Origin of the sequence: Reichenbachiella agariperforans (assembly GCF_900142205.1) — a bacterium.
Taxonomy (GTDB): Bacteria; Bacteroidota; Bacteroidia; order Cytophagales; family Cyclobacteriaceae; genus Reichenbachiella; species Reichenbachiella agariperforans.
In genome coordinates this window covers 1180053-1200600 of record NZ_FRAA01000001.1, presented here as the reverse complement: position 1 = coordinate 1200600, position 20548 = coordinate 1180053, and the positions used below count along the sequence as shown (strand labels likewise).

The window sequence follows — 20548 nt, the reverse complement described above, 5'->3', positions numbered from 1 at the left end:
CACCCGAACCATTGACTAACCCAACGGATTGTTTCACTATGTGAACCGAAGCATTGACTGTCACAGCGGATGGTTTCACTATGTGACCCTAACCATTGGCTAACGGAGACGTCTTAGAAAAAAATGAAAAATATTATATAGGTAGTTTTACTTTTACCAGAATTATTTATCTTCCTTTTTAGAAAAACTAAATTATTCACTAAACTAAACCAACCATGACTAGGATATATAATATCTCCGACGCACGCTTGCTACAGCACACTGGGGTCTTGCTAGAGACCATCAAAACAGATCTACCACAGTTTACAGCATTTGACCCAGACCTAGACGAAGCGCTCATTACCGAGCTATCGGGATTGTACAGCGAGACCCTCGAAGAAGGTGGAGATGATGTGGCACGTGGCAAAGTGGGCGAAAAGACACAGTCCCTCCTCGACGAAATGAAACGCGCCGACAAAGCCACCAAATCGCTGCGCTACTGGGTCAAAAAGACCTTCGAAAAAGACCCTGCTTCGCTCAAGCGCTTCCAACTGGTCAAGTACTGGAAAGTTAGAGATAGACAGCCAGAACTGGTCGTCTATATGAACACGCTAGCTGCCGTCGTGGCGGAGTTGAGGGCACCGCTAGAGGCTGCCAAAGTACCCGTCGATCTCCTAGACAGCGTCAAGTCCATCGCCGATGCACTCTCTGCCGCTGATATCTCGCAGGAGAGTAGCAAGGGAGGCCGCAGTGCAGCCACTCAGGCGCGCGTCACCCGCCTCAATGCCATCTATGACACAGACCGAAAGATCAACAACGCAGCGGAGTTCATCTACGATGATGATCCCGCCAAGCGCGAACGCTACCGCATCCCCGGCAATGCCAAACCAAGCACCGAGGACGAAGAGCCCGAGGGTGAGGGTTGAGACACGCTGAACTACACAAACCAAAAGCGCAGCTGGACGCCATGTAGGGTGGGCAGCTGCGCTTTTCATTATATTGTAGGCAAGGAAATCTATAGATTAAATAAAAACATAGTAGATATAAAGTGCAGGGTGAACTATATTCGGTTGTTAGCCACAATGAAAATTAATAATGAAGGAACACTCCATTGACTATTTAATTGACAGTATATATAACTCAAAAACGAAAGAGTATTTTCATGAAGTGATTCAGTCATATTATGCTAATAGCTATCGGTCTTCCATAGTCATGCTATACTCAGTTGTAATTTGTGATTTGATATACAAATTGGAAGAACTACGAGATGTTTATAATGATGAATCGGCCAAGAAAATACTAATTGAGATAGAGAAGCTACAAAAGACTAACCCAAAATCTTCTGAGTGGGAAAACAAAATTGTTGAGTTAATTTCTGAAAGGACCAAGTTATTGGAAGTGTCTGATGTTGAAAACATTAACCAAGTACAAAAGCATCGACATTTGTCAGCACACCCTGTACTGAATCAAACTTCATTATTATACAAACCCAACAAAGAGACTGTTAAAGCTCACATCAAGAATATGCTTGAAGGCATTTTAACTAAACCTTCAATTATGTCAACTAAAATATTCAATGAGTTGACTATTGATCTCGCAACTAATAAAAATCGATTTTTAAATGATACAGAACTAGCTCGTTTTTTAAATGCTAAGTATCTCAAAAACCTTCGTCAAGAAACAATTAGTGACATATTTAAAAAAATGTGGAAGCTTGTTTTTAAACTAGATAACGAAGAATGTAATGAAAACAGAGCTGTTAATTACAAATGTTTAAATATCCTTTTCGAAATCAACGAAACCGAAATAATTAAACTTTTAAAAGATGAAGAAACATATTTCAACGGAATTATTGATGGTGAATGTTTAAAATTAGCCATTCGGTTTTGTTTCTACCATCCTTCTATTTACAAAGCGCTCAGCGTTATTAATCAGGATCAAATCAACTATGAAATAAAAAGTTCTATAAACCTGCTTTTCATAAGCTGGTTTGCATATGATTCTTTTCAGAATTTTATTGATCATTTAATACCTTCAATCGAAAAAGGAGAGCGCTTTTACGTTGAACAAGAATACTTTGAATTGTTGAAATCACTCTTAAATGATTACGACATGAGAAACGAACTTCTTGACATCTGCATTATTACATTTATTAAAAGTGGATCTTTTGATAGTGCCGATAGAAATTATTACAACAGAATTGATCCTTACTTAAAGGAGTTCTCTTCAGATCAATTGATTAAACTAATTGAGGGAATAAACGGTAACTCACAAATTAATAGTAGAAACCAAGCGAAGTACACGAACAAAAAAATCAAAGAAGTCTGTGATAAGATGTTACCGAAAGACTTCAATTATTCGGAATATTATCACTTTTAAAAAAATGTTGCTAACAAGCTGTGATAAAATCATGCTTGGACAATGCTAGAGGGAAGTTTTCTGCATTATGGCAGCCCCGCCAATTCGCAGAATTGGCCTAATTGAGAAATAAAAAAGGTAATAGCCCATTTCGCAGAGTTGGCTATTTAATAGACGAAACATTATCTTCACTAAAACGCACGATTCATACAGGATCGCTATACACAAGAAATATTTTTCGTAGAATTGCTATCTTTTCGATTATGACAAAGGAATCAAAATCATCATACCTTAACGAGATTAAATCAAGAATTTCTCAAAAAATGCCGAAGGTGATTGAAGAGATTAAGACCTATGAAGACAAGCTCAAGAACGGCCAATTAACTAAAAACCCAAAGACAGCACCTCAGTTTAATGGATAAACCCATTCTAACCGTAGTTGCTGGTTGTAACGGGTCAGGTAAATCATCATTCTCTTCTGCCCTTACCCCCGAAAACACTGAACCTTTTGATTACGACAAGGAATATCTGAATATTTATCGAAACGAGACGGATTCAGATATAAGAGACATTGTTGCTCACAACAAATGCAGACAATCAGAGAATCCCCAGCGGTAAGCGGATAATCTTACCTGTCTGCCGGAGAGTGGTCAGTCTAACTTTTCAAAGCTGTATTTCCAGTCACTGCCAGAGCCTCGGACTACTGAGGAGACAAAAGGCCGAACTTTGGAAAAGATGCTTTCCAGTTTATTGGTATTATTTTCCAACCTATTTTTGTTGCTCGGGTATAAGCATGAGGGACGAATAAAATTTGTGCCTCTAACTAGGATTTAGGAATGAGAGAAATTTATGCAGAGATTATTACCATCGGGGATGAGATCCTGTATGGTCAGATATTGGATACCAATTCGCAGTGGATCAGTCAGCAGTTGGACGACATAGGCGTCAAAGTCAGACGAAAATACTCGATCTCTGACCAGTCGGAGGTGATCAAAACAGCAGTGAATGAGTCGCTCGCGCAATCCGATTTGGTGTTTGTCACTGGGGGGTTGGGGCCGACCAAGGATGATTTGACCAAGCACAGCCTAGCAGCTATGTTTGAGATGCCGCTGGAGCTGAATCAAAGTGCATTGGAGGACGTGGAGGATATTTTCAAGCGATTTGGAAAAGAACTCACCGAGATCAATCGCCAACAGGCCTTTTTGCCCAAAGGCTCGACGAAGATCACCAATGAGCGGGGGACAGCTCCTGGGATGTGGTTTGATAGGGACAAGAAAGTGGTGGTGTCTATGCCTGGTGTACCCTTTGAGATGAAGGCGATGATGACCAAGACCATCTTGCCTAAGATCAAAAAGCGTTTTCAGCTTCCTGTTATTATTCACAAAGTGATTCGTACCATAGGGATCGGAGAGTCGTGGCTCTCTGAGGAGATTGCCCGTTGGGAAAATGCATTGCCTACACACTTGGCCTTGGCCTATTTGCCAGGCAAGGCGCAGGTGCGGTTGCGACTCACAGGTGTAGGAGAGGAGCGCGAGGTGCTAGAGGCTGAGATGGAGGAGCAAGTCGCAGCGCTATTGCCCACGATACAATCCTACGTGTATGGTTTTGGAGACTTGGAAATCGAAGAGGCAGTTGGTGAACTGCTCAGGGCGAAAAGCCTGACTATCGCCACCGCAGAGAGTTGCACCGGCGGGTATTTGGCACACAAGATCACCTCTGTGTCAGGGAGTTCGGATTACTACACGGGCTCTGTGATAGCTTATCAAAATGAAGTGAAGATTCAAGAGCTCAACGTCTCTCCCAAAACCATAGAAAAGCACGGTGCAGTGAGTGAAGAAACTGCCAAAGAAATGGCGGAAGGAATACGGAAAAAACTAAATGTAGACCTAGGAATATCTTTGACAGGGATCGCAGGTCCGGATGGAGGTACAGAAGAAAAACCTGTAGGTATGGTATGGATGGCAATATCCTTTGGTGGGACAGTTAAAACGCGAAAAATTCAATCACCTGGTACGCGCATTCTCAATATAGAATACAGTGGTGTCAAAGCCCTAGACTTCATCCGTCAAACGTTAATCGAAGCGTGATTTTTAGGCTGATATAGCCTATATTGCGGCATATTCCCAAAAAATGAAATTGACACGGTTATGGCTCATGTAGAAATGGTAATGCCCAAAATGGGTGAAAGTATCATGGAAGGAACGATCCTTTCGTGGTTGAAGAAAGTAGGAGAAAATATAGAACAGGATGAGTCTGTTTTGGAGGTAGCTACTGACAAGGTAGACACAGAAGTACCTTCTACTTACTCGGGTGTATTGCTCGAGATTTTGGCCAACGAAGGAGATGTCGTGGAAGTAGGGAAAGCCATTGCTGTCATCGAAGTGGATGATAGTCAAGTAGCTGCGAAAGAAGACGCTTTGGAGGAGGAAATCGCTGCTGCAGCGGCTGCCGAAACCTTACTCGTCGATGCAGTAGAAAAACATTCTGCTGCTGCAGTCAAACCAGCAGCACCTAAGACCCAAACACAAAAATCTGAGGTAGGTAAGTTTTATTCACCACTCGTGATGACGATTGCACGCGAAGAGGGGATCAGTATCCAAGAATTGGATAACCTACAAGGGACAGGCAAGGAAGGTCGTGTCACCAAACGGGATGTCATGGCGCTACTGAGAGACAAGAATCCGAAGACTTTTGGCTCTGAGCCAGGGATCAAATCCAAGTCAAGTAGTAAGCCGAAACCGAAATTTGGAAATCAACCTACTCCAGCCATATTTACAGGAGAGGATGAGATCATTCAGATGGACAGAATGAGGAAAATGATCGCTGATCGTATGCTCTCATCGGTTCAGACTGCGCCGCATGTCACGTCATTTGTAGAGGCAGATTTGACGTCAGTGGTCAACTGGAGAAATCAGCACAAGAAGGCTTTTATGAATGAGTATGGTCAGGCGTTGACCTTTACACCGATCTTTATAGAAGCCATCGCCAGTGCGATCAGGGACTACCCTATGATCAATGTACAGGTCGAAGGAGATACCATCGTCAAGAAAGGGAATATCAACATTGGTATGGCAGTGGCACTACCATCGGGCAATCTCATCGTCCCAGTTATCAAAAATGCAGACCGAAAATCTATCAAGGAGCTGTCCTTTGCGGTGAATGATCTGGCGAGACGGGGTAGAGACAATAAGCTTACCGCTGATGATCTCAGTGACGGCACCTACACTATGTCTAACGTCGGGTCTTTTGGCAATGTGATGGGAACACCTATACTCGTACAGCCACAGGTTGGGATATTGGCTTTGGGCACGATCGTGAAGAAAGCTAGTGTGATAGAAACAGCTGAGGGAGACTTCATCGGTATTCGTCACAAGATGTTCTTGTCACACTCCTATGACCACCGAGTGGTAGACGGGGCACTAGGAGGGATGTTCGTTCGTCGAGTAGCAGACTATCTAGAGCAGTTCGATACGACTCGATCAATATAAATTCACTTTAGTTAGACTTAGCTAAGCCTAACTAAAGTTCTATTTCTATATAGTTGAATGTAGCTCCGAGTAGATCAGCATAATCTTCTCCCGCCTCTTGCATGTCTTCATCGTAGGTTTCGTAGTACCAGTTGATAGATACTTTGTTTCCGTTTTGCTCTACCAGAAGAATTTTTTTCAAGATGTCAAAGATGCACTTCGAGGAGCTGGTGTTGAAGTACTCCAACTTGAAGTTGGCGACTAGATTTTTGGTTCCTCCATCAGCAAATTCCACGATACCGTTGATGAGTTCGGTGTAAAAACCGATGGCATTTTCGGGGCTAGATTTTCCTCTGAGTTCGAGCAGTCCTCTAGCTGGGTCAAAAAATATGAGTGGGGTTGTTCGTGTAGGTCTATAGATGATCTTGTTCATGGGAGACGATTTCTCTCTATCCGTATTAGAGGTGCTAGTCCTACTGTTTGATTGAGTAATTGGTTGCATTCTAGGTAGGTATGTTACAGATTTCTTATTGTCGGCTAATAGACAACCTATCAATTCGAAAAATAGACGGGAAGCCCAAGTGCTGCTTTGCTAATATATCTTTTTTGTTTTGAATAACTAAATTTATTTGAGATTATACATAGGTAGCTACCTATCTTTGAAGGATGAAAAAACCTCTACTAGTGGTGGTCGCTGGACCTACAGCTGTAGGCAAAACGGCCACTTCTATTGATCTAGCATTGCATTATCATACGGAGATTATTTCGGCAGATTCGAGGCAGTTTTATCAAGAGATGGAGATCGGTACTGCTAAGCCTGACGCAATGGAGCTAGCTGCCGTGCCGCATCACTTCGTGGATTCACATAGTATTACGGAGGATTATGATGCGGGACATTTTGCTGAAGAAGCAAACGCCCTATTGCTAGAGCTCTTCCAAAAGCATGAGGTTGTGTTTGTCGTCGGGGGATCAGGACTGTACATCAAAGCCTTGTGTGAAGGGCTCGATGATATGCCGACTATCCCAGAGGATGTTAGGGTACAGCTGAGACGAGAGTTTGAGCAAAACGGTTTGGTGCCTTTGCTCGAAGAGCTTCAAAGTTCCGATCGCGTCTACTACGATCAGGTAGATCGAAAAAACCATCAACGTGTCATTAGGGCATTGGAGGTTACGCGTCATACTGGGATGCCATTCACGCACTACCGAAGTGCCCAGACGCAGACCAGTCGCCCTTATGAGGTGATTAAAATAGGTATTGAGGAGGACAGAGCTGTACTATACGAACGGATAGACCAACGGATGGATCAAATGATTGCTGCGGGTCTTTTTGATGAAGCTAAAGCATTGTATCCTCAGAAGGGATTAAATGCACTGCAGACAGTAGGGTACAGGGAGATTTTCGGCTATTTGGGTGGAGACTATGATTATGAGGAGGCTGTTCGACTCCTTAAGCGAAACTCTCGACGTTATGCAAAACGACAGATGACGTGGTTCAAAAGGGACGAGTCTTTTGTGTGGTTTCAGCGGACTCAGCTGGAAGAAATGATCAGGATGATAGATGAAAAAATGCGAGCAGGTTGATATTCACTCGCTATGTTGTGATTGCTGTACTCTTTGTTATTTATTTTCCTCTCTTGCCTGTTTTTCTAGTGCCTTTTGTTTTGTAGCGTACAAGTCGAACTGGTCAGGAGATAAGAGTTTCTTCATTTTACTATCTCGGGTCTTTTTATGTGCTTTGTAGCCTTTGTACATTTTGACTTTAGAGGTTTCGTTGGTTTGCACCTCTTGTAGACCACTGTAGTATTCGGCGGTGATTTCGTCGAAGGTGGTTTTTTGATCGGTGGTTAAATTGAGTTCTGAAAAATACTCATCCATATCTATCTCTGAAGTATCCTGTGCCCAAGAGAAATGACAGAGAGATAGTAACAAAACAGTAGCAATACAGGTAGGTAGTGGTTTCATGTTAATGACAGGTTTTGTTTCTACATAAACTTACAACTGAAGGAAAATTTAACCTCAAACAAATCGAATAAAGTTGAAACTATTTGATGACGCGTCTAAACGTTTTGATATTAGACTTGTAGTAGTTGCTCGTGAGGTCGGACTGAATCACTCCTCGTGAACTAGAGGCGTGGATGAAGTAGATGTGATCCTGGTCTACCGAGGTAATGAGTCCACTATGATACCATTTGTTTCTTTTTTCTTTGAACTTAAAGAAGACAACATCTCCTGGTTTGAGTCTGTTCCAATTTACTTTTTTCCCATATTTAGATTGATCCTTGGAAGTTCTAGGTATTGTGTATCCTGCTTGTGAGAAGGAGTTTTGAATCAAACTACTACAGTCTATGCCGCTTTGAGAGGTGCCGCCATATCGATAAGGGGTGCCTGTATAACTTTCTGCTGTAGAGATGACGAGGCTGATTTCACGTAGTTTCTTTTTCTTTTTTTTACTCTGCCCATGTGCTGTCTGAGAGAACCCCATCACGGTGATACTTAAGAAGAGTATTAAAATTTTTTGCATACGAGCACTTTCTTTATCAGGTATCCAAGTATTATGCCATTGTCAATTGCCTTACTTTGCAGCTAATACTCGCGAATAAATTTAGAGTTTATTGTCTTTATTCTAATTTTGTGATCGTAAAAATTAATCAAAAAGTTATGTCTTGGCAGTTTGAAGAAGAAGAGATCGTATTAATCGAAGAAAAAGAAGACGAAGCAAAGGGCTTAGTTGTGTTCAATGATGACGTCAATTCTTTTGATCACGTGATTGATATTCTGATCAAAGTCTGTAAGCATGAAAGAATACAAGCCGAACAGTGTACCTATATTATTCATTTTAACGGGAAGTGTGAAGTGAAAAAAGGGACCTACAAAGCGCTGAAACCAATGAAGGAAGCTATTCTAGATGAAGGCATCAATGCGTCGATTGTATAACTTGCGGAGATGGAATTTCCGAGCGAACTTATAGAGGAGGCGGTTAGAGAGATCTCTAAGCTCCCAGGTATTGGTAAGAAGACCGCACTGCGTCTAGCATTGCATTTGCTCAAGGAGAAGGAATCTGCCACCGAGAATTTATCAGAGTCTCTGCTGAGACTACGCAAAGAGACCCAATACTGTGGCACTTGCCATGTGATCTCCCATACGACTGACTGCACCTGCCGCACGATCAACACCGATCCCTCTGTGATCTGTGTTGTCGTAGATACGCCTGATATGCTAGCGATACGTAGCACAGGGCAGTACAAAGGGACTTTTCATGTATTGGGGGGAGTGATATCACCCATCGAAGGGATAGGACCAGAGGATTTGCATATTGATTCGTTAACCACCCGTATCCAAGCTTCTGAAGGAGAGGTAAAGGAGGTTATATTGGCACTCAGTGCTACGATGGAGGGTGATACTACTTCTTTTTACATTTCCAGAAAATTAGAAAACCTTGGTGTGACTATCTCTACAATTGCCAGAGGAATCCCAATAGGTGGAGAGTTAGAGTATGCCGATGAGGTGACACTGGGACGAAGTATCGTGACACGGACGGCTTATTCGAACGGTGGTTTTTGATCTGAGAACTACTCCAGTCTACTAATTGATTTCTTGTTAAGTGTATTTGAACAAACTTTAACCAGACTGTTAAAATTTTAAAACTCAATCACTTCTACCTTGTGCAAAGCTTGTCTAGTTTTGCACACCAAATTATAGATCGAAGACAAGACATGGAACAAGTTTCAAACAGAATTAAGAATATGGCAGAGTCTGCCACTTTAGCGATGGCAGCCAAAGCTAGAGAATTCAAAGCCAAAGGTATCGATGTGATTAGCCTGAGTCTGGGTGAGCCAGATTTCAAAACACCTAAACATATCCAAGAAGGTGCTAAAGAAGCGATCGATTCAGAAAAATACTTTGCCTACCCACCCGTCAATGGTTATGCTGACCTGAGAGAGGCCATCTCTGACAAATTCAAGAAAGAAAATGGATTGACTTATTCTCCAGACCAAATCGTCGTGTCTAACGGAGCGAAGCAGTCTATCGCCAATGTATTTTTGTCTATACTGAATCCAGGTGATGAAGTGATCGTATTGTCTCCGTTTTGGGTGAGTTATACGGCGCTTATCGAATTAGCAGAAGGTACGCCAGTGCTGGTCAAAGGGGGTATTGAAAACGATTTTAAAGCTACTGCTGAGCAAGTCAAAGCAGCGATTACAGACAAAACCAAAGCAATGATTTTCTCCTCTCCTTGTAATCCGACAGGTTCGGTGTTTACCAAAGAAGAATTGGAAGCGATCGCTGAGGTATTGAAACCTCATGATATCATCGTGATTTCAGATGAGATCTACGAGCACATCAACTTCTCTGGAGGACATGCGAGTATCGGAGCGATCGACGGGATGCAAGACAAAACGGTAACTGTCAATGGTGTCGCAAAGGGCTTTGCGATGACTGGATGGAGAGTAGGATATATCGGAGCGCCGACTTGGTTGGCCAAGGCATGTAACAAGATTCAAGGACAATTGACATCAGCCAATAGTTCTATTGCACAGCGCGCTACCTATACTGCACTGACGACTGATCTCGCGCCTACCAAGGCGATGACAGAGGAGTATGGTAGACGTAGAGAGTTGGTTCATGGTCTATTGAGTGATATCCCAGGGTTCAAGGTCAATATGCCACAAGGAGCATTTTACTTCTTTCCAGATGTGAGTGATTACTTTGGTAAGTCTGATGGTAATGTGACGATCAACAATGCGTCTGATTTCTGTCTATATATGCTGGAAGTAGCACATGTGTCGCTCGTAACTGGAGAGGCTTTTGGTGATCCAGACTGTTTGAGACTGTCTTATGCTGCGTCAGAAGAGGATTTAAGAACTGCGATTAGCCGTGTCAAAGAAGCTGCTGCTAAGTTGAAATAATCATTTTGATAGAGGAGTGGAGTTCTTTCACTCCTCTATTTATTTTATTATCGCCTGATTTCATTAGTTTTATCCCATAACACTAACGTTAGAAGTCAGATTGAGAGTTAACCACCTAATTTTTACCCTCTTTATTTTTTGCCTCTGTACGGCATCTCTTGCTGTCGCAAAAGATCAGCCAGAAGTAAAGCAAGGCATACTTGATCTCCGTGATTGGGAATTCCAAAACAATGCGCCCTTGAAGCTGAAAGGTGAGTGGGAGTTTTATTGGAATAAACTGATCTTCCCGAGTGCTTTTGATTCATCTCAGATAGATCCTGTTTATCGACTTTTTCCGAAGCTATGGAAAAGAGATACCGTCGCAGGACGAATCATCGAGCCATCAGGATTTGCTACGCAAAGAGTTCGTGTGATTCTTAATTCAGTCACACCAGAGTTAGCCATATCGATTCCTCACTTTTACAGTGCATATATTTTATTTATCAACGGCGAATTCATCGCAGCGAATGGTCAGGTAGGTAAGAGTGAGACGACATCTAATCCGCACTGGGAGTTAATCACCAGAGATTTAAAAATCACCAATGATACGCTGGACATAGTCCTGCAGATTTCGAATTTCGATCACTCACGGGGAGGAGCTTTTGAACCCATAGAGTTGGGAGAGAAAGTCATCATGCAGACCCAAAACAGAAGAGAGGAGGCGAATGATTTGATCATGGCGGCTAGTTTGTTTTTTGTAGGGTTATTCTTCATGGTGTTGTTTTCATTCGGTAGACACGAGAAACCCATTTTTTTCTACTCGCTGTTTTGTTTGTTTTATAGTTATCAAACGATAGGGACTGGTAATTATACTTTTCATTCTCTGATGCCAACTGTGCCTTGGTTGGTGACACTAAAACTGGAATATATAACCATGTTTTTGTCTGCTTGGTCTTTTTCTTTCTATTCCTATCATCTTTATCAGAAAGAAACCTCACGGATATTTATGTTTTTTACCTCCGTGTTTTGTGGTGCGAGTGTGTTAGTGGCCTTGTTTTTTCCCGTTAGGATATTTAGTGAATTGGCTACACCGTTTTTTGTGTTTGTCTTGTTCTGCTTTGCCTATATGTTTGGGACCTATGTCTTGGCAGTATTCAGGCAGAGGGAAGGGGCTAAACTGTCTTTGATCTCTTCTTCTATCCTGTTTTTTGTGATAGGGACGCGTATATTGGAGTATTTTGGGTATTTGGAAATGTCGCTGATGTTTTACTTTTTAGGGTTTCAGCAATTCTTTTTTATCCAATCTATCATCCTGTTTTATAAGTATAACCGCAAGATCGAGTTGGCCAAGGAAAAGGCTGAATCAGCAGCTAAATCTCAATCCGACTTTTTGTCCATGATTTCTCATGAGATACGTACGCCACTCAATGCTGTCATCGGGTTGACCAATTATCTGATCGGGGACGATCCAAAGGAGGAACACGTAGATGACCTAAAGACTTTGAAATTTTCGGCAGAGCACCTACATATATTGATCAATGATGTGTTAGACTATAGTAAGTTGGATGCTGGGAAGATTGAGTTCGAATACATAGATACTAATATTGTCGAGGTGTGCAAAAATATCGTCAAGGCACAGGAACCTAAGGCACGTGAGAAGAATATCTACCTGAACATGATTCAAGATGATGAGATACCTAAGTACATTCTCTGTGATGGATTGAGAATGAGCCAGATTCTGACCAACCTCATCGGAAATGCCATCAAGTTCACGAACGAAGGAGGAGTAACCCTTAGTTTAACCAAAATCATGTTGACAAAGAAACGGGTGTCTATCAAATTTACCGTAGAAGATTCGGGGATAGGAATTCCAAAAGATAAGCAGGTAGAGATATTTGATAGTTTTTCTCAGGCATCGACCTCTACGACGAGACAGTACGGCGGGACGGGACTAGGATTGTCTATAACCAAGCGTATTTTGGATCTGCAAAATATCAAAATCAATGTGTTTAGTACTGAAGGGCAGGGGTCGAGATTTTATTTTACCCAGACATTTCAAATCAGTGAAATTCAAGAGAAAGTGACCGAGAAGATTAGTGAAGAGAAGAATCAACTCAAGGGTAAGAAAATTCTCTTGGTGGAGGATAATCCAGTAAATGTGATGGTGGCGAAGAAGTTTCTGTCGAGATGGGATATCGATGTAGATGTTGCAGAGAATGGTCGTGAATCATTAGAAAAGACTGCGACCGTCAAATATGATTTGATACTGATGGATCTCCAGATGCCAGTAATGGATGGATATACTGCGTCTAGAGAGCTGCGAAAGGGTGGTCTTGAAACGCCTATCTTAGCACTGACTGCATCGGTGATGCTCGACGTGGGAGATAAAGTCTACGAATGCGGGATGAATGATTTCATTACGAAACCATTCGAACCCGAGGATCTTTACAATAAAATAGTAGGACACATAGAGAGAAGTAGAGTCAAGCGACTCTAATCGCACTTAACTAGCTCTCCAGTTTTTTACGGTCTCGATGAAGACCTTTACTTTCTCTGGAGAGATATCTGGATATACGCCATGGCCTAAATTAGCGATGTGCCTGTGTCCTCCAAAGTCTTCAAGCATTTGGATCGTGTGTTTTTCAATCTCCTGATCAGAGCTGTATAGCACGCATGGATCAAGGTTTCCCTGCAATGTCTTGTTGTCTCCAATCAATCTTCTAGAGGCTGAGATGCTCATGTTCCAATCCAGTCCGATAGTTTCACATTTGAGCTCATTCATGCGTTTTCGTGCGAAAAATGCTCCTTTTGCAAAGACTGTGATGGGCACTTCGTCTATGGCATCACAGATTTTGCTGATGTACTTCAGTCCAAATGTATCATACTGATCTGGAGATAATATACCTGCCCATGAGTCAAAGATTTGAATTAGGTCTGCTCCTGCCTTGATCTGTGCTTTGAGGTATAGTATCGTGCTGTTAGTGATCATGTCTAGGAGTTGGTGGGATAGCTCTGGTTCTGCGTAGAGCATCTTTTTTGCTTTGGAGAAGGTCTTGCTGCCTGCTCCCTCTACCATGTAGGAGAAGATAGTCCATGGAGCTCCTGCAAATCCGATTAAAGGCACACGGCCGTTGAGTTCTTTTTTTGCAATTTTGATCGCATCTAGTACATAGGATAGGTCTTCCTCTGGGCTGGCAATGCGGACTTTAGAGAGATCTTTGGCCGATTGAATGGTATTTTCGAACCAAGGGCCTTGTTTTTCTATCATCTGATAGGGTAGTCCCATGGCTTCTGGGATAACTAGAATGTCCGAGAAGATAATGGCGGCATCTACCCCTAATAGATCGACAGGTTGTATCGTGACCTCTGCGGCTAGCTCAGGTGTCTTAGCTAGTTCGATAAAACCACTGACGCTATTTCGGACTTTTCGATATTCGGGAAGTATACGGCCGGCTTGCCTCATCAGCCATACGGGTACACGTTCTATTTTTTCACCTTTGGCGGCACGAATCAATAAGTCATTGTGAAGCGTCATATGCTATGCTGTTTTTGCTGCAAATATACATTGCAAAGTAGACTAGCGGTAGTCTGAGTGCAGACTAATGTTAGGGAATTTATAGTTCGCCTTCTTTCAGTTGGATGTTGACGTCTTGGATGATTTGATCCATCTCAGAGGCAGTTTGGTTGGCTAGAAAAACGAGCTCTTTGATTTTTTCGGGATCGTTTTCGTCTTCCAGAAGGGCGAGTAGACCGAGGACGTTGGATAGAGGCCTGCGTATGTTGTGAGAGTTCATAAATGCGAACTCTCTGAGTTGATTGTTTTGTTCTTGGATCTGCTTGGTTCGTTTGTTTATGGTTTGTTCTAGATTATGGTTGATGGATTGTATTTTTTCGTTCTGAGCATCGATCTCTTTGTTGAGCGAAATGAGTTTTCTTTCGTTTCGTTTTTTTGTACTATATATCCATATCAATACTCCTATCAGTAGTAGCGCGAATATTAGCGCAGATAAAAACATTGTATTGAGATAGCGCTGCCTTAGCAATTGGTTATTTGACTCTTGGATGACTCGTTCCTTTTGTGCCACTTTGTATTTGGCTTCTAGTTCTATGAGATCGGTATATTGTCCATGTTTATAGAGGCTGTCCTCTAGTGCATGGTATTGAGTGTAGTAAGTGAGGGCTTCTTTGTAGTCTTTTTGTTCTCGTTTGACCTGGTAGAGGTAGTCCAGTGCTTCGTGTTTTTGGTCTGTAGATCGGTTTACTTCGGATAGTTTTAGGGCATGTTTTAGGGTATCTTCGGCTTCTTTGTATCTTCCTTGTAGATAGTAGGACTGGCCTAAATTTGTCATATTATGGGTCGCTTCGTAGTGATCATTTCGTTCCATATTGCTTCTTAGGGCTTCAAGGAAGTACTGGTCGGCTTCTTTGTAATTACCTAGTTCCAAATAGATGACACCAATGTTGTTGATGTTGAATAGCTCTTTTTTGATGTCTTCATTCTGGCGATTGATTTCTAAGGATTGTTGGAGAAGGGAAAGAGCTTTGTCATATTGTTTTAGATCTTTGTAGACGACTCCTTTGTTGTTGAGTATGTGTGCTACATAGGCGGATTGACTAGAACGCCGACAATACTCTTCGCTCATATTGTAGTAGTCTAGTGCTCTGATAAAGTCCTTTTGCTTCTGAAAGTTCCAAGCAATGTTGTTGTAGATTTTGCAGAACTGACTATAGTTACTTTCGATATCTTTTAACCCATCGAGCGCCATAAAGTAGTACTTCATAGAGTTTTGCAAATCACCATCAAAATACCATGCTGCACCTATCTCATTGTAAGTTGACACGATGAGGTTGTTGTCCCCCATTTCTTGGGCCAGTAGCAGAACTTCTTCGTAGTGTTGAATGGCCAGTTGAGGGTTGCTTTCTTGTTGAGTCCGCGCTAAAGTTAATAAGACGCTTGCTTTTTGCTGAGGGATGGTGGTTGTGTCTAATTGGATTTGCAAGCTGTCACTTTGTGATACTGGGGCATGAAGGTCTATGAAACCGCTGATCAATAAGAACAGGCACGCAATTAGTGAAGACATATTGGGTATGACGAATTTATCTCAAATTAGGAGATAAATTCGTCATACAAAAGCTTTGTGACTCAAAATGAAGTGCGTCATATCGAAAAATCTTCTGGTTTTATTCAGACGATTTTTCACGGTCTCTTGCTATTTTCTTAGATGACTGTCCTAGTGGGCCTAAGAAGTGTTTTGGGTTGTCATCGAAATGTATGAGTAGCTCATCTAGGTCGAGTATCGCCTGATTCAAATTGGTGTATAGGGAGTCTTCGTTGAGTAGTTTCCCTAAAGAACCTTTGCCATTGTTTAGGTCTGTGACGGTCGTTTCGAGTTGTGATAGTGTCATGTTGAGACTGTTGACAGCTTTTTCTAATTCCAATCTGTTGATCTTGTTTAGTGTGCTATCTGCAGAACTCATCAAAGGTCCAAGTTGAGAAATTTTCGTGTCTACATTTTTGAGTAGCCCGTTGAGGTTATCAAAGGTTCTTCTTAGATGATTGTTGTTTTCGACAACCAGCGTATTGACATTAGACACGGTGACATCTAGGTTTCTTAGGGTGCTTTTGATTTGTTCTCCTGTTCCTTTCATTCCAGCCATCACCTCACTGAGGTTACTGATCATGACTCCAATGTCTTCGGTGATAGGTTCGGCACTGTTGAGGATAGCTGCCAGTCCTAAGTCGACTTCTCCTTGTATGGTGTCGCCACTTTCTAGTGGTTGGGCGATGTTTTTGATGTCCAAAAGAATCGATTTGCTACCTAGAAAATCGCTATTCATCAGCACTGCAGAGGAACCTTTGCCCACGGTCAAATTGCCTTTGATGTCAATTTCGACTATGATTTTGTTGTTTTGGTTTTGGAGAATTTCTATCCCACTGACTCGTCCGACAGCAAAGCCGTTGACAATGACAGGATTGGACACGTTGAGCCCATCGATGTTTTCATAGATGGCATAGAATTGTTGCGTGTTGCTAAAGAAGTTGACGCCCTTTAGAAAGTTGAAACCGAAATACAATATTGCTCCTGAAATAGCGGTGAATAGACCGACTTTTAGCTCTTTGGTCACAGTTGGGATTAATTTTTTGATTCTAGTTCGTTTTTGTAATCTCTAAATGCTCTAAAGATTCCTGATGCAATATACGTTTGTTGAAGTTTATCGTTGAGGTCTTTTTCTTCTTTTGCATTACTGAGGAAACCTGTTTCTATCAATATGCTCGGCATACTGGTTTTCCAAAGTACTAAAAATCCAGCAGATTTCACACCACGACTCCTACGACCTACTCGGTTTTTGAATTGGTCTTCCACATTTTGAGCTAATTCGAGGCTGTTGGATTGGTAGGCACTCTGATATAGAGAGAATAGGATGTAGGACTCTGGAGAGTTGGGATCGAAACCTTCGTAGTGCGCTTCGGCATTATCTTCCATGGTAATTACGGAGTTCTCCCGCATCGCTACTTCGAAGTTTTCATCCGATTTGTGTAACCCCATGATATAGGTTTCTGTACCATGGACGGTTTCGCTGTAGGGTGCAGAATTACAATGAATAGAGATAAAGAGATCTGCGTGGTTGTTATTAGCTAAGTCTGCTCGTTCGTAAAGTGTCGGGAAACTGTCGTCTGCACGAGTATATATAACTTCTACATCTGGTAAGTATTCGTTGATTATCTTGCCCGTCTCTAGCGCGATGCTCAGTGCGATATCTTTTTCTAGAGAAAAGTCACCAGAGGTGCCTTGATCTTTTCCACCGTGGCCTGCGTCTATGACGATTTTTTTGACCTTATAATCCTTAACCCCTGTATTGTTAAAAGAGGCGAATAATATGCCAAGCGCAAAGAAGACAATAACTAAAATATTTTTCATCAAGAGTTGTTTAGAACTTTATTGGCGATATTTTTGTACAAAAATGTATATTTTTAATTGAAACTGAAAATCCTAGTGCCCAATATAAAACGCCTGTTTTTATGCTTTTTATTCATCGTAGCAGGGGCAAAAGGGTTCTCTCAAAATGTTGAAATCGATACAGCAGAAGTCCTTGATAAAGTGACTTTTCTGATCCAAAACGGGTATATCGATTCTCTAAATTCCTATGCGGAATATCGCTCTTTTTTACCAGATTCTATCATATCGCTTTTGAGCCCTGATTCTCCTATCCTCCAAGGAGACTCTACACTAGTGCCCAAGAAGAAAACTAAGAATGCCGTCGAGACTACTGTGGACTACAAAGCCAAGGATTCGATTTATTTTGATCTGACCAATCAAAAAATGTACCTATATGGAGAGGGAAGTATCGAGTATGGAAATATAGGCTTGACTGGTGAGCGGGTAGAGATGGACTGGGTGGGCAATACGATACAGGCCAATTATGTATTGGACTCAGCAGGTAAGAAAGTAGGGAAACCAGTTTTTACCGAAGGGAGCGATAGCTATGTCACAGATGACATGATCTATAACTTCAAGACCAAAAAGGCTTTGATCAACGGGATCATCACAGAGCAAGATGGCGCCTTTATGCACGGAGAACGAGTCAAGAAGAACGAGCGTGATGAGATGTTTATCCGTGATGCCAAATATACCACCTGTAATCTGGAGCACCCTCACTACTATATCAAGGCAAAAAAACTGAAAGTGATACCTAATGACAGGGTACTGTCGGGTCCTTTCAATATCTATTTTGGGGAGATTCCTACGCCCATTGGTTTTCCGTTTGGGATGTTTCCATCTCCTAGGGAGAAGGCTTCTGGGATTATATTTCCTAGTTATGGGGAGGACAACAATCGAGGCTTCTTTGTGAGGGGTGGTGGATATTATTTTGATATCAGTGAGTATGTTGATCTCAAATTGACTGGTGATATCTACACGAATGGTAGCTATGGGCTGAACGGTGCTTCTACCTATAAGAAACGCTACCGCTACTCGGGTAATCTAGGAGTGCGGTACAATAAGACAGTGAGTCCTACTTTCGAAGATGATTCTTTTTCGAAGGATGTATGGGTCAATTGGAGTCATTCTCCACAGTCTTATGGTACTTCTCGGTTTTCGGCTTCTGTGTCTGGAGGTACGACTACCTATAGTGCCAATGCCAACAATGTGGGCTATGACTATACCAATAGTATCAATGCTCAATTCAACTCTAATATTTCTTACTCTAAGACCTTTCAAGGAACGCCTTTTAACCTGACTGTAAACGCACGACAAAGTCAAAACATAAGTACAGGAGTCGCCAGTGTTACTTTGCCAGAAATTAGTTTCAATGCCTCTAGAATTCAACCATTTAAGAATGTAGGGAATTGGAAAAACAATGCACTCGGAAAACTCGGATTTACCTATAGGCTATCTGCTAAAAATGAGATGAGCAATTCTCCAGTCTCTATTCCGAGTTATGTGGTGAATTCTAACGTCGCCTCTGATGAAATTTTAAGTTTTAACAGTGATAATTTTCCATTGCTATTTAGTCGAGCAAAAATGGGGGCTAGGCATCAAATCCCTGTCTCTACTTCTTTTAACATGCTGAAGTATTTTACGGTCAGTCCGAGTTTTAACTATACTGAGGTGTGGTACCCTAATGAACTCAAGTACGAGTATGACCCTGTTTTGGAGGGGGTACAAGTTGATACATTGAGTCAGTTTTCTAGGGCGGGATGGTGGAGTTCTGGAGCATCCATGTCGACGCGTTTGTATGGTATGTACAATTTTAGGAGTGATAAAATCAAGGCGATACGTCATGTGATGACACCAAATGTAGGCTTTAGCTATAGTCCTGATTTTGGGGATCCCTCTAAAGGGACTTATCGAGATGTGCAAATTGATGAAGAGGGAAACACACGTAGACTATCTAAATATGAGGGTTTTGCCTATGGAGGTCCAGCTAGTGGAGAGAGTGCCAGTGTCTCTTTCTCTCTCAATAACAACCTAGAGATGAAAGTGAAATCCAAGGTCGATTCGGTCGAGGAGTATAGAAAAATCAAAATATTCGACAATCTGTCTTTGTCGTCTGCTTACAATTTTCTAGCTGATTCGTTTAATCTAAGTGATATCAACTGGAATGCGAGGACTTCTTTTTTTAAGGGAGCCATGTATGTGAGTCTTAGTGGGACGATCGACCCTTATGTGTATGTCTTAGATAGTGTGCAAGAGACTACTAGTGGTGAGACATATCATCAGAGACAGATCGATAAGTTCGCCTGGAACAACGGGCAGGGTCTAGGGCAGATGACGCGAACGAGTATGTCGGTGGGTTTGAAACTACAACCTAAGAGCGCTAAATCTAATGGTAAAGACCCCGCTCAAGACCCGAATGCAAATGATCCATTTGGGAATAATAGTGGGATGTTCAATGAGGATGAGAATTTCGAAGCGGGCAATGTGGATGATTTTATCTCTTATGATCCAAATATGTATGTGCCATTTGATGTGCCATGGAGTTTGAATGTGAATTATTCGCTCAATTATCGAAAAACAGGTTTTGAAGATTTTATCATTACTCAGACGTTGAATTTCAATGGATCACTGAGTATCACAGACAAGACTCGGATCAATTTTAACTCTGGTTATGATCTGGAGGAAAAGGAATTTACAGTGACAAGGATTAACGTCAGTAGAGATCTACACTGCTGGAATCTTAGTTTCAACTGGGTGCCATTCGGTCCACGTCAGTCCTACTACGTCAGGATAGCAGTTAATTCTCAGCTCCTCAAAGATCTGAAACTAGATCGCAGAAGCCAGTCTGCTTATACGAGCTTCTAGCAGAGTTGATACAGTTATAGTGGTTTAGAATAATGTCGCCCAAATTACAGTTATT

Annotated in this window: 17 protein-coding genes; 10 read left to right on the top strand and 7 right to left on the bottom strand. The window is 41.9% G+C overall.

The window, feature by feature from the left end; translation table 11 throughout:
- The first annotated feature begins 215 nt into the window (after positions 1–215).
- The 4 genes from BUB99_RS04660 (at position 216) to BUB99_RS04645 (ending at position 5825) form a co-directional block, all read left to right on the top strand.
- Positions 216–905: a hypothetical protein gene (locus BUB99_RS04660; RefSeq protein WP_073119816.1), complete on the top strand. Its 690-nt coding sequence runs from the start codon at positions 216–218 to the stop codon at positions 903–905.
- 169 nt (positions 906–1074) lie between these two features.
- Positions 1075–2358, top strand: coding sequence for a hypothetical protein (locus BUB99_RS04655; RefSeq protein WP_073119815.1), 1284 nt, complete (start codon positions 1075–1077; stop codon positions 2356–2358).
- Positions 2359–3173: 815 nt separating this feature from the next.
- Positions 3174–4424, top strand: coding sequence for a competence/damage-inducible protein A (locus BUB99_RS04650; protein WP_073119813.1), 1251 nt, complete (start codon positions 3174–3176; stop codon positions 4422–4424).
- 60 nt (positions 4425–4484) lie between these two features.
- The gene (locus BUB99_RS04645) at positions 4485–5825 is read left to right on the top strand and encodes a dihydrolipoamide acetyltransferase family protein (RefSeq protein WP_073119811.1); all 1341 of its coding nucleotides are present in this window, start codon (positions 4485–4487) and stop codon (positions 5823–5825) included.
- Between the two features lie 31 nt (positions 5826–5856).
- Here BUB99_RS04645 and BUB99_RS04640 read toward each other — a convergent pair whose 3' ends face one another.
- On the bottom strand, positions 5857–6237 hold the full coding sequence (locus BUB99_RS04640; protein WP_073119810.1) for a DUF1987 domain-containing protein: 381 nt from the start codon (positions 6235–6237) through the stop codon (positions 5857–5859).
- Positions 6238–6470: 233 nt separating this feature from the next.
- Between BUB99_RS04640 and miaA the strand changes: the two genes are divergently transcribed.
- On the top strand, positions 6471–7385 hold the full coding sequence (gene miaA / locus BUB99_RS04635; RefSeq protein WP_073119808.1) for a tRNA (adenosine(37)-N6)-dimethylallyltransferase MiaA: 915 nt from the start codon (positions 6471–6473) through the stop codon (positions 7383–7385).
- Positions 7386–7421: 36 nt separating this feature from the next.
- On the opposite strand, the gene BUB99_RS04630 is transcribed toward miaA, so the two are convergent.
- Complete coding sequence (locus BUB99_RS04630) at positions 7422–7766, bottom strand: hypothetical protein (protein ID WP_073119807.1); 345 nt, start codon at positions 7764–7766, stop codon at positions 7422–7424.
- Positions 7767–7845: 79 nt separating this feature from the next.
- Positions 7846–8325, bottom strand: coding sequence for a C40 family peptidase (locus BUB99_RS04625; protein ID WP_073119805.1), 480 nt, complete (start codon positions 8323–8325; stop codon positions 7846–7848).
- Positions 8326–8462: 137 nt separating this feature from the next.
- Between BUB99_RS04625 and BUB99_RS04620 the strand changes: the two genes are divergently transcribed.
- From BUB99_RS04620 to BUB99_RS04605, 4 genes are all read left to right on the top strand, one after another.
- On the top strand, positions 8463–8738 hold the full coding sequence (locus BUB99_RS04620) for an ATP-dependent Clp protease adaptor ClpS (protein WP_084190347.1): 276 nt from the start codon (positions 8463–8465) through the stop codon (positions 8736–8738).
- Between the two features lie 9 nt (positions 8739–8747).
- Positions 8748–9365 carry a recombination mediator RecR gene (recR, locus tag BUB99_RS04615; protein WP_073119803.1) on the top strand — a complete coding sequence of 206 codons (618 nt, stop codon included), beginning with the start codon at positions 8748–8750 and terminating at the stop codon, positions 9363–9365.
- A 152-nt stretch (positions 9366–9517) separates the two neighbouring features.
- Positions 9518–10711: a pyridoxal phosphate-dependent aminotransferase gene (locus tag BUB99_RS04610; protein WP_073119802.1), complete on the top strand. Its 1194-nt coding sequence runs from the start codon at positions 9518–9520 to the stop codon at positions 10709–10711.
- A 238-nt stretch (positions 10712–10949) separates the two neighbouring features.
- Entirely contained in the window at positions 10950–13187 is a 2238-nt protein-coding gene (locus tag BUB99_RS04605) for a response regulator (RefSeq protein ID WP_139280894.1), read from the top strand.
- A gap of 6 nt (positions 13188–13193) precedes the next feature.
- Here BUB99_RS04605 and hemE read toward each other — a convergent pair whose 3' ends face one another.
- The 4 genes from hemE to BUB99_RS04585 all read right to left on the bottom strand — a co-directional run bounded on the left by hemE (position 13194) and on the right by BUB99_RS04585 (position 17610).
- Positions 13194–14225, bottom strand: a complete 1032-nt coding sequence (hemE, locus tag BUB99_RS04600) for a uroporphyrinogen decarboxylase (RefSeq protein WP_073119799.1) — start codon at positions 14223–14225, stop codon at positions 13194–13196.
- A 79-nt stretch (positions 14226–14304) separates the two neighbouring features.
- The gene (locus tag BUB99_RS04595) at positions 14305–15771 is read right to left on the bottom strand and encodes a tetratricopeptide repeat protein (protein WP_073119797.1); all 1467 of its coding nucleotides are present in this window, start codon (positions 15769–15771) and stop codon (positions 14305–14307) included.
- Between the two features lie 100 nt (positions 15772–15871).
- Positions 15872–16816, bottom strand: a complete 945-nt coding sequence (locus BUB99_RS04590; RefSeq protein ID WP_073119795.1) for an MlaD family protein — start codon at positions 16814–16816, stop codon at positions 15872–15874.
- Between the two features lie 8 nt (positions 16817–16824).
- The gene (locus BUB99_RS04585; RefSeq protein WP_073119793.1) at positions 16825–17610 is read right to left on the bottom strand and encodes an N-acetylmuramoyl-L-alanine amidase family protein; all 786 of its coding nucleotides are present in this window, start codon (positions 17608–17610) and stop codon (positions 16825–16827) included.
- 75 nt (positions 17611–17685) lie between these two features.
- On the opposite strand from BUB99_RS04585, the gene BUB99_RS04580 reads away from it, so the two are divergent.
- Positions 17686–20493 (top strand): putative LPS assembly protein LptD, encoded by a 2808-nt coding sequence (locus BUB99_RS04580; protein ID WP_139280893.1) that lies wholly within the window; start codon positions 17686–17688, stop codon positions 20491–20493.
- Positions 20494–20548 lie beyond the last annotated feature (55 nt).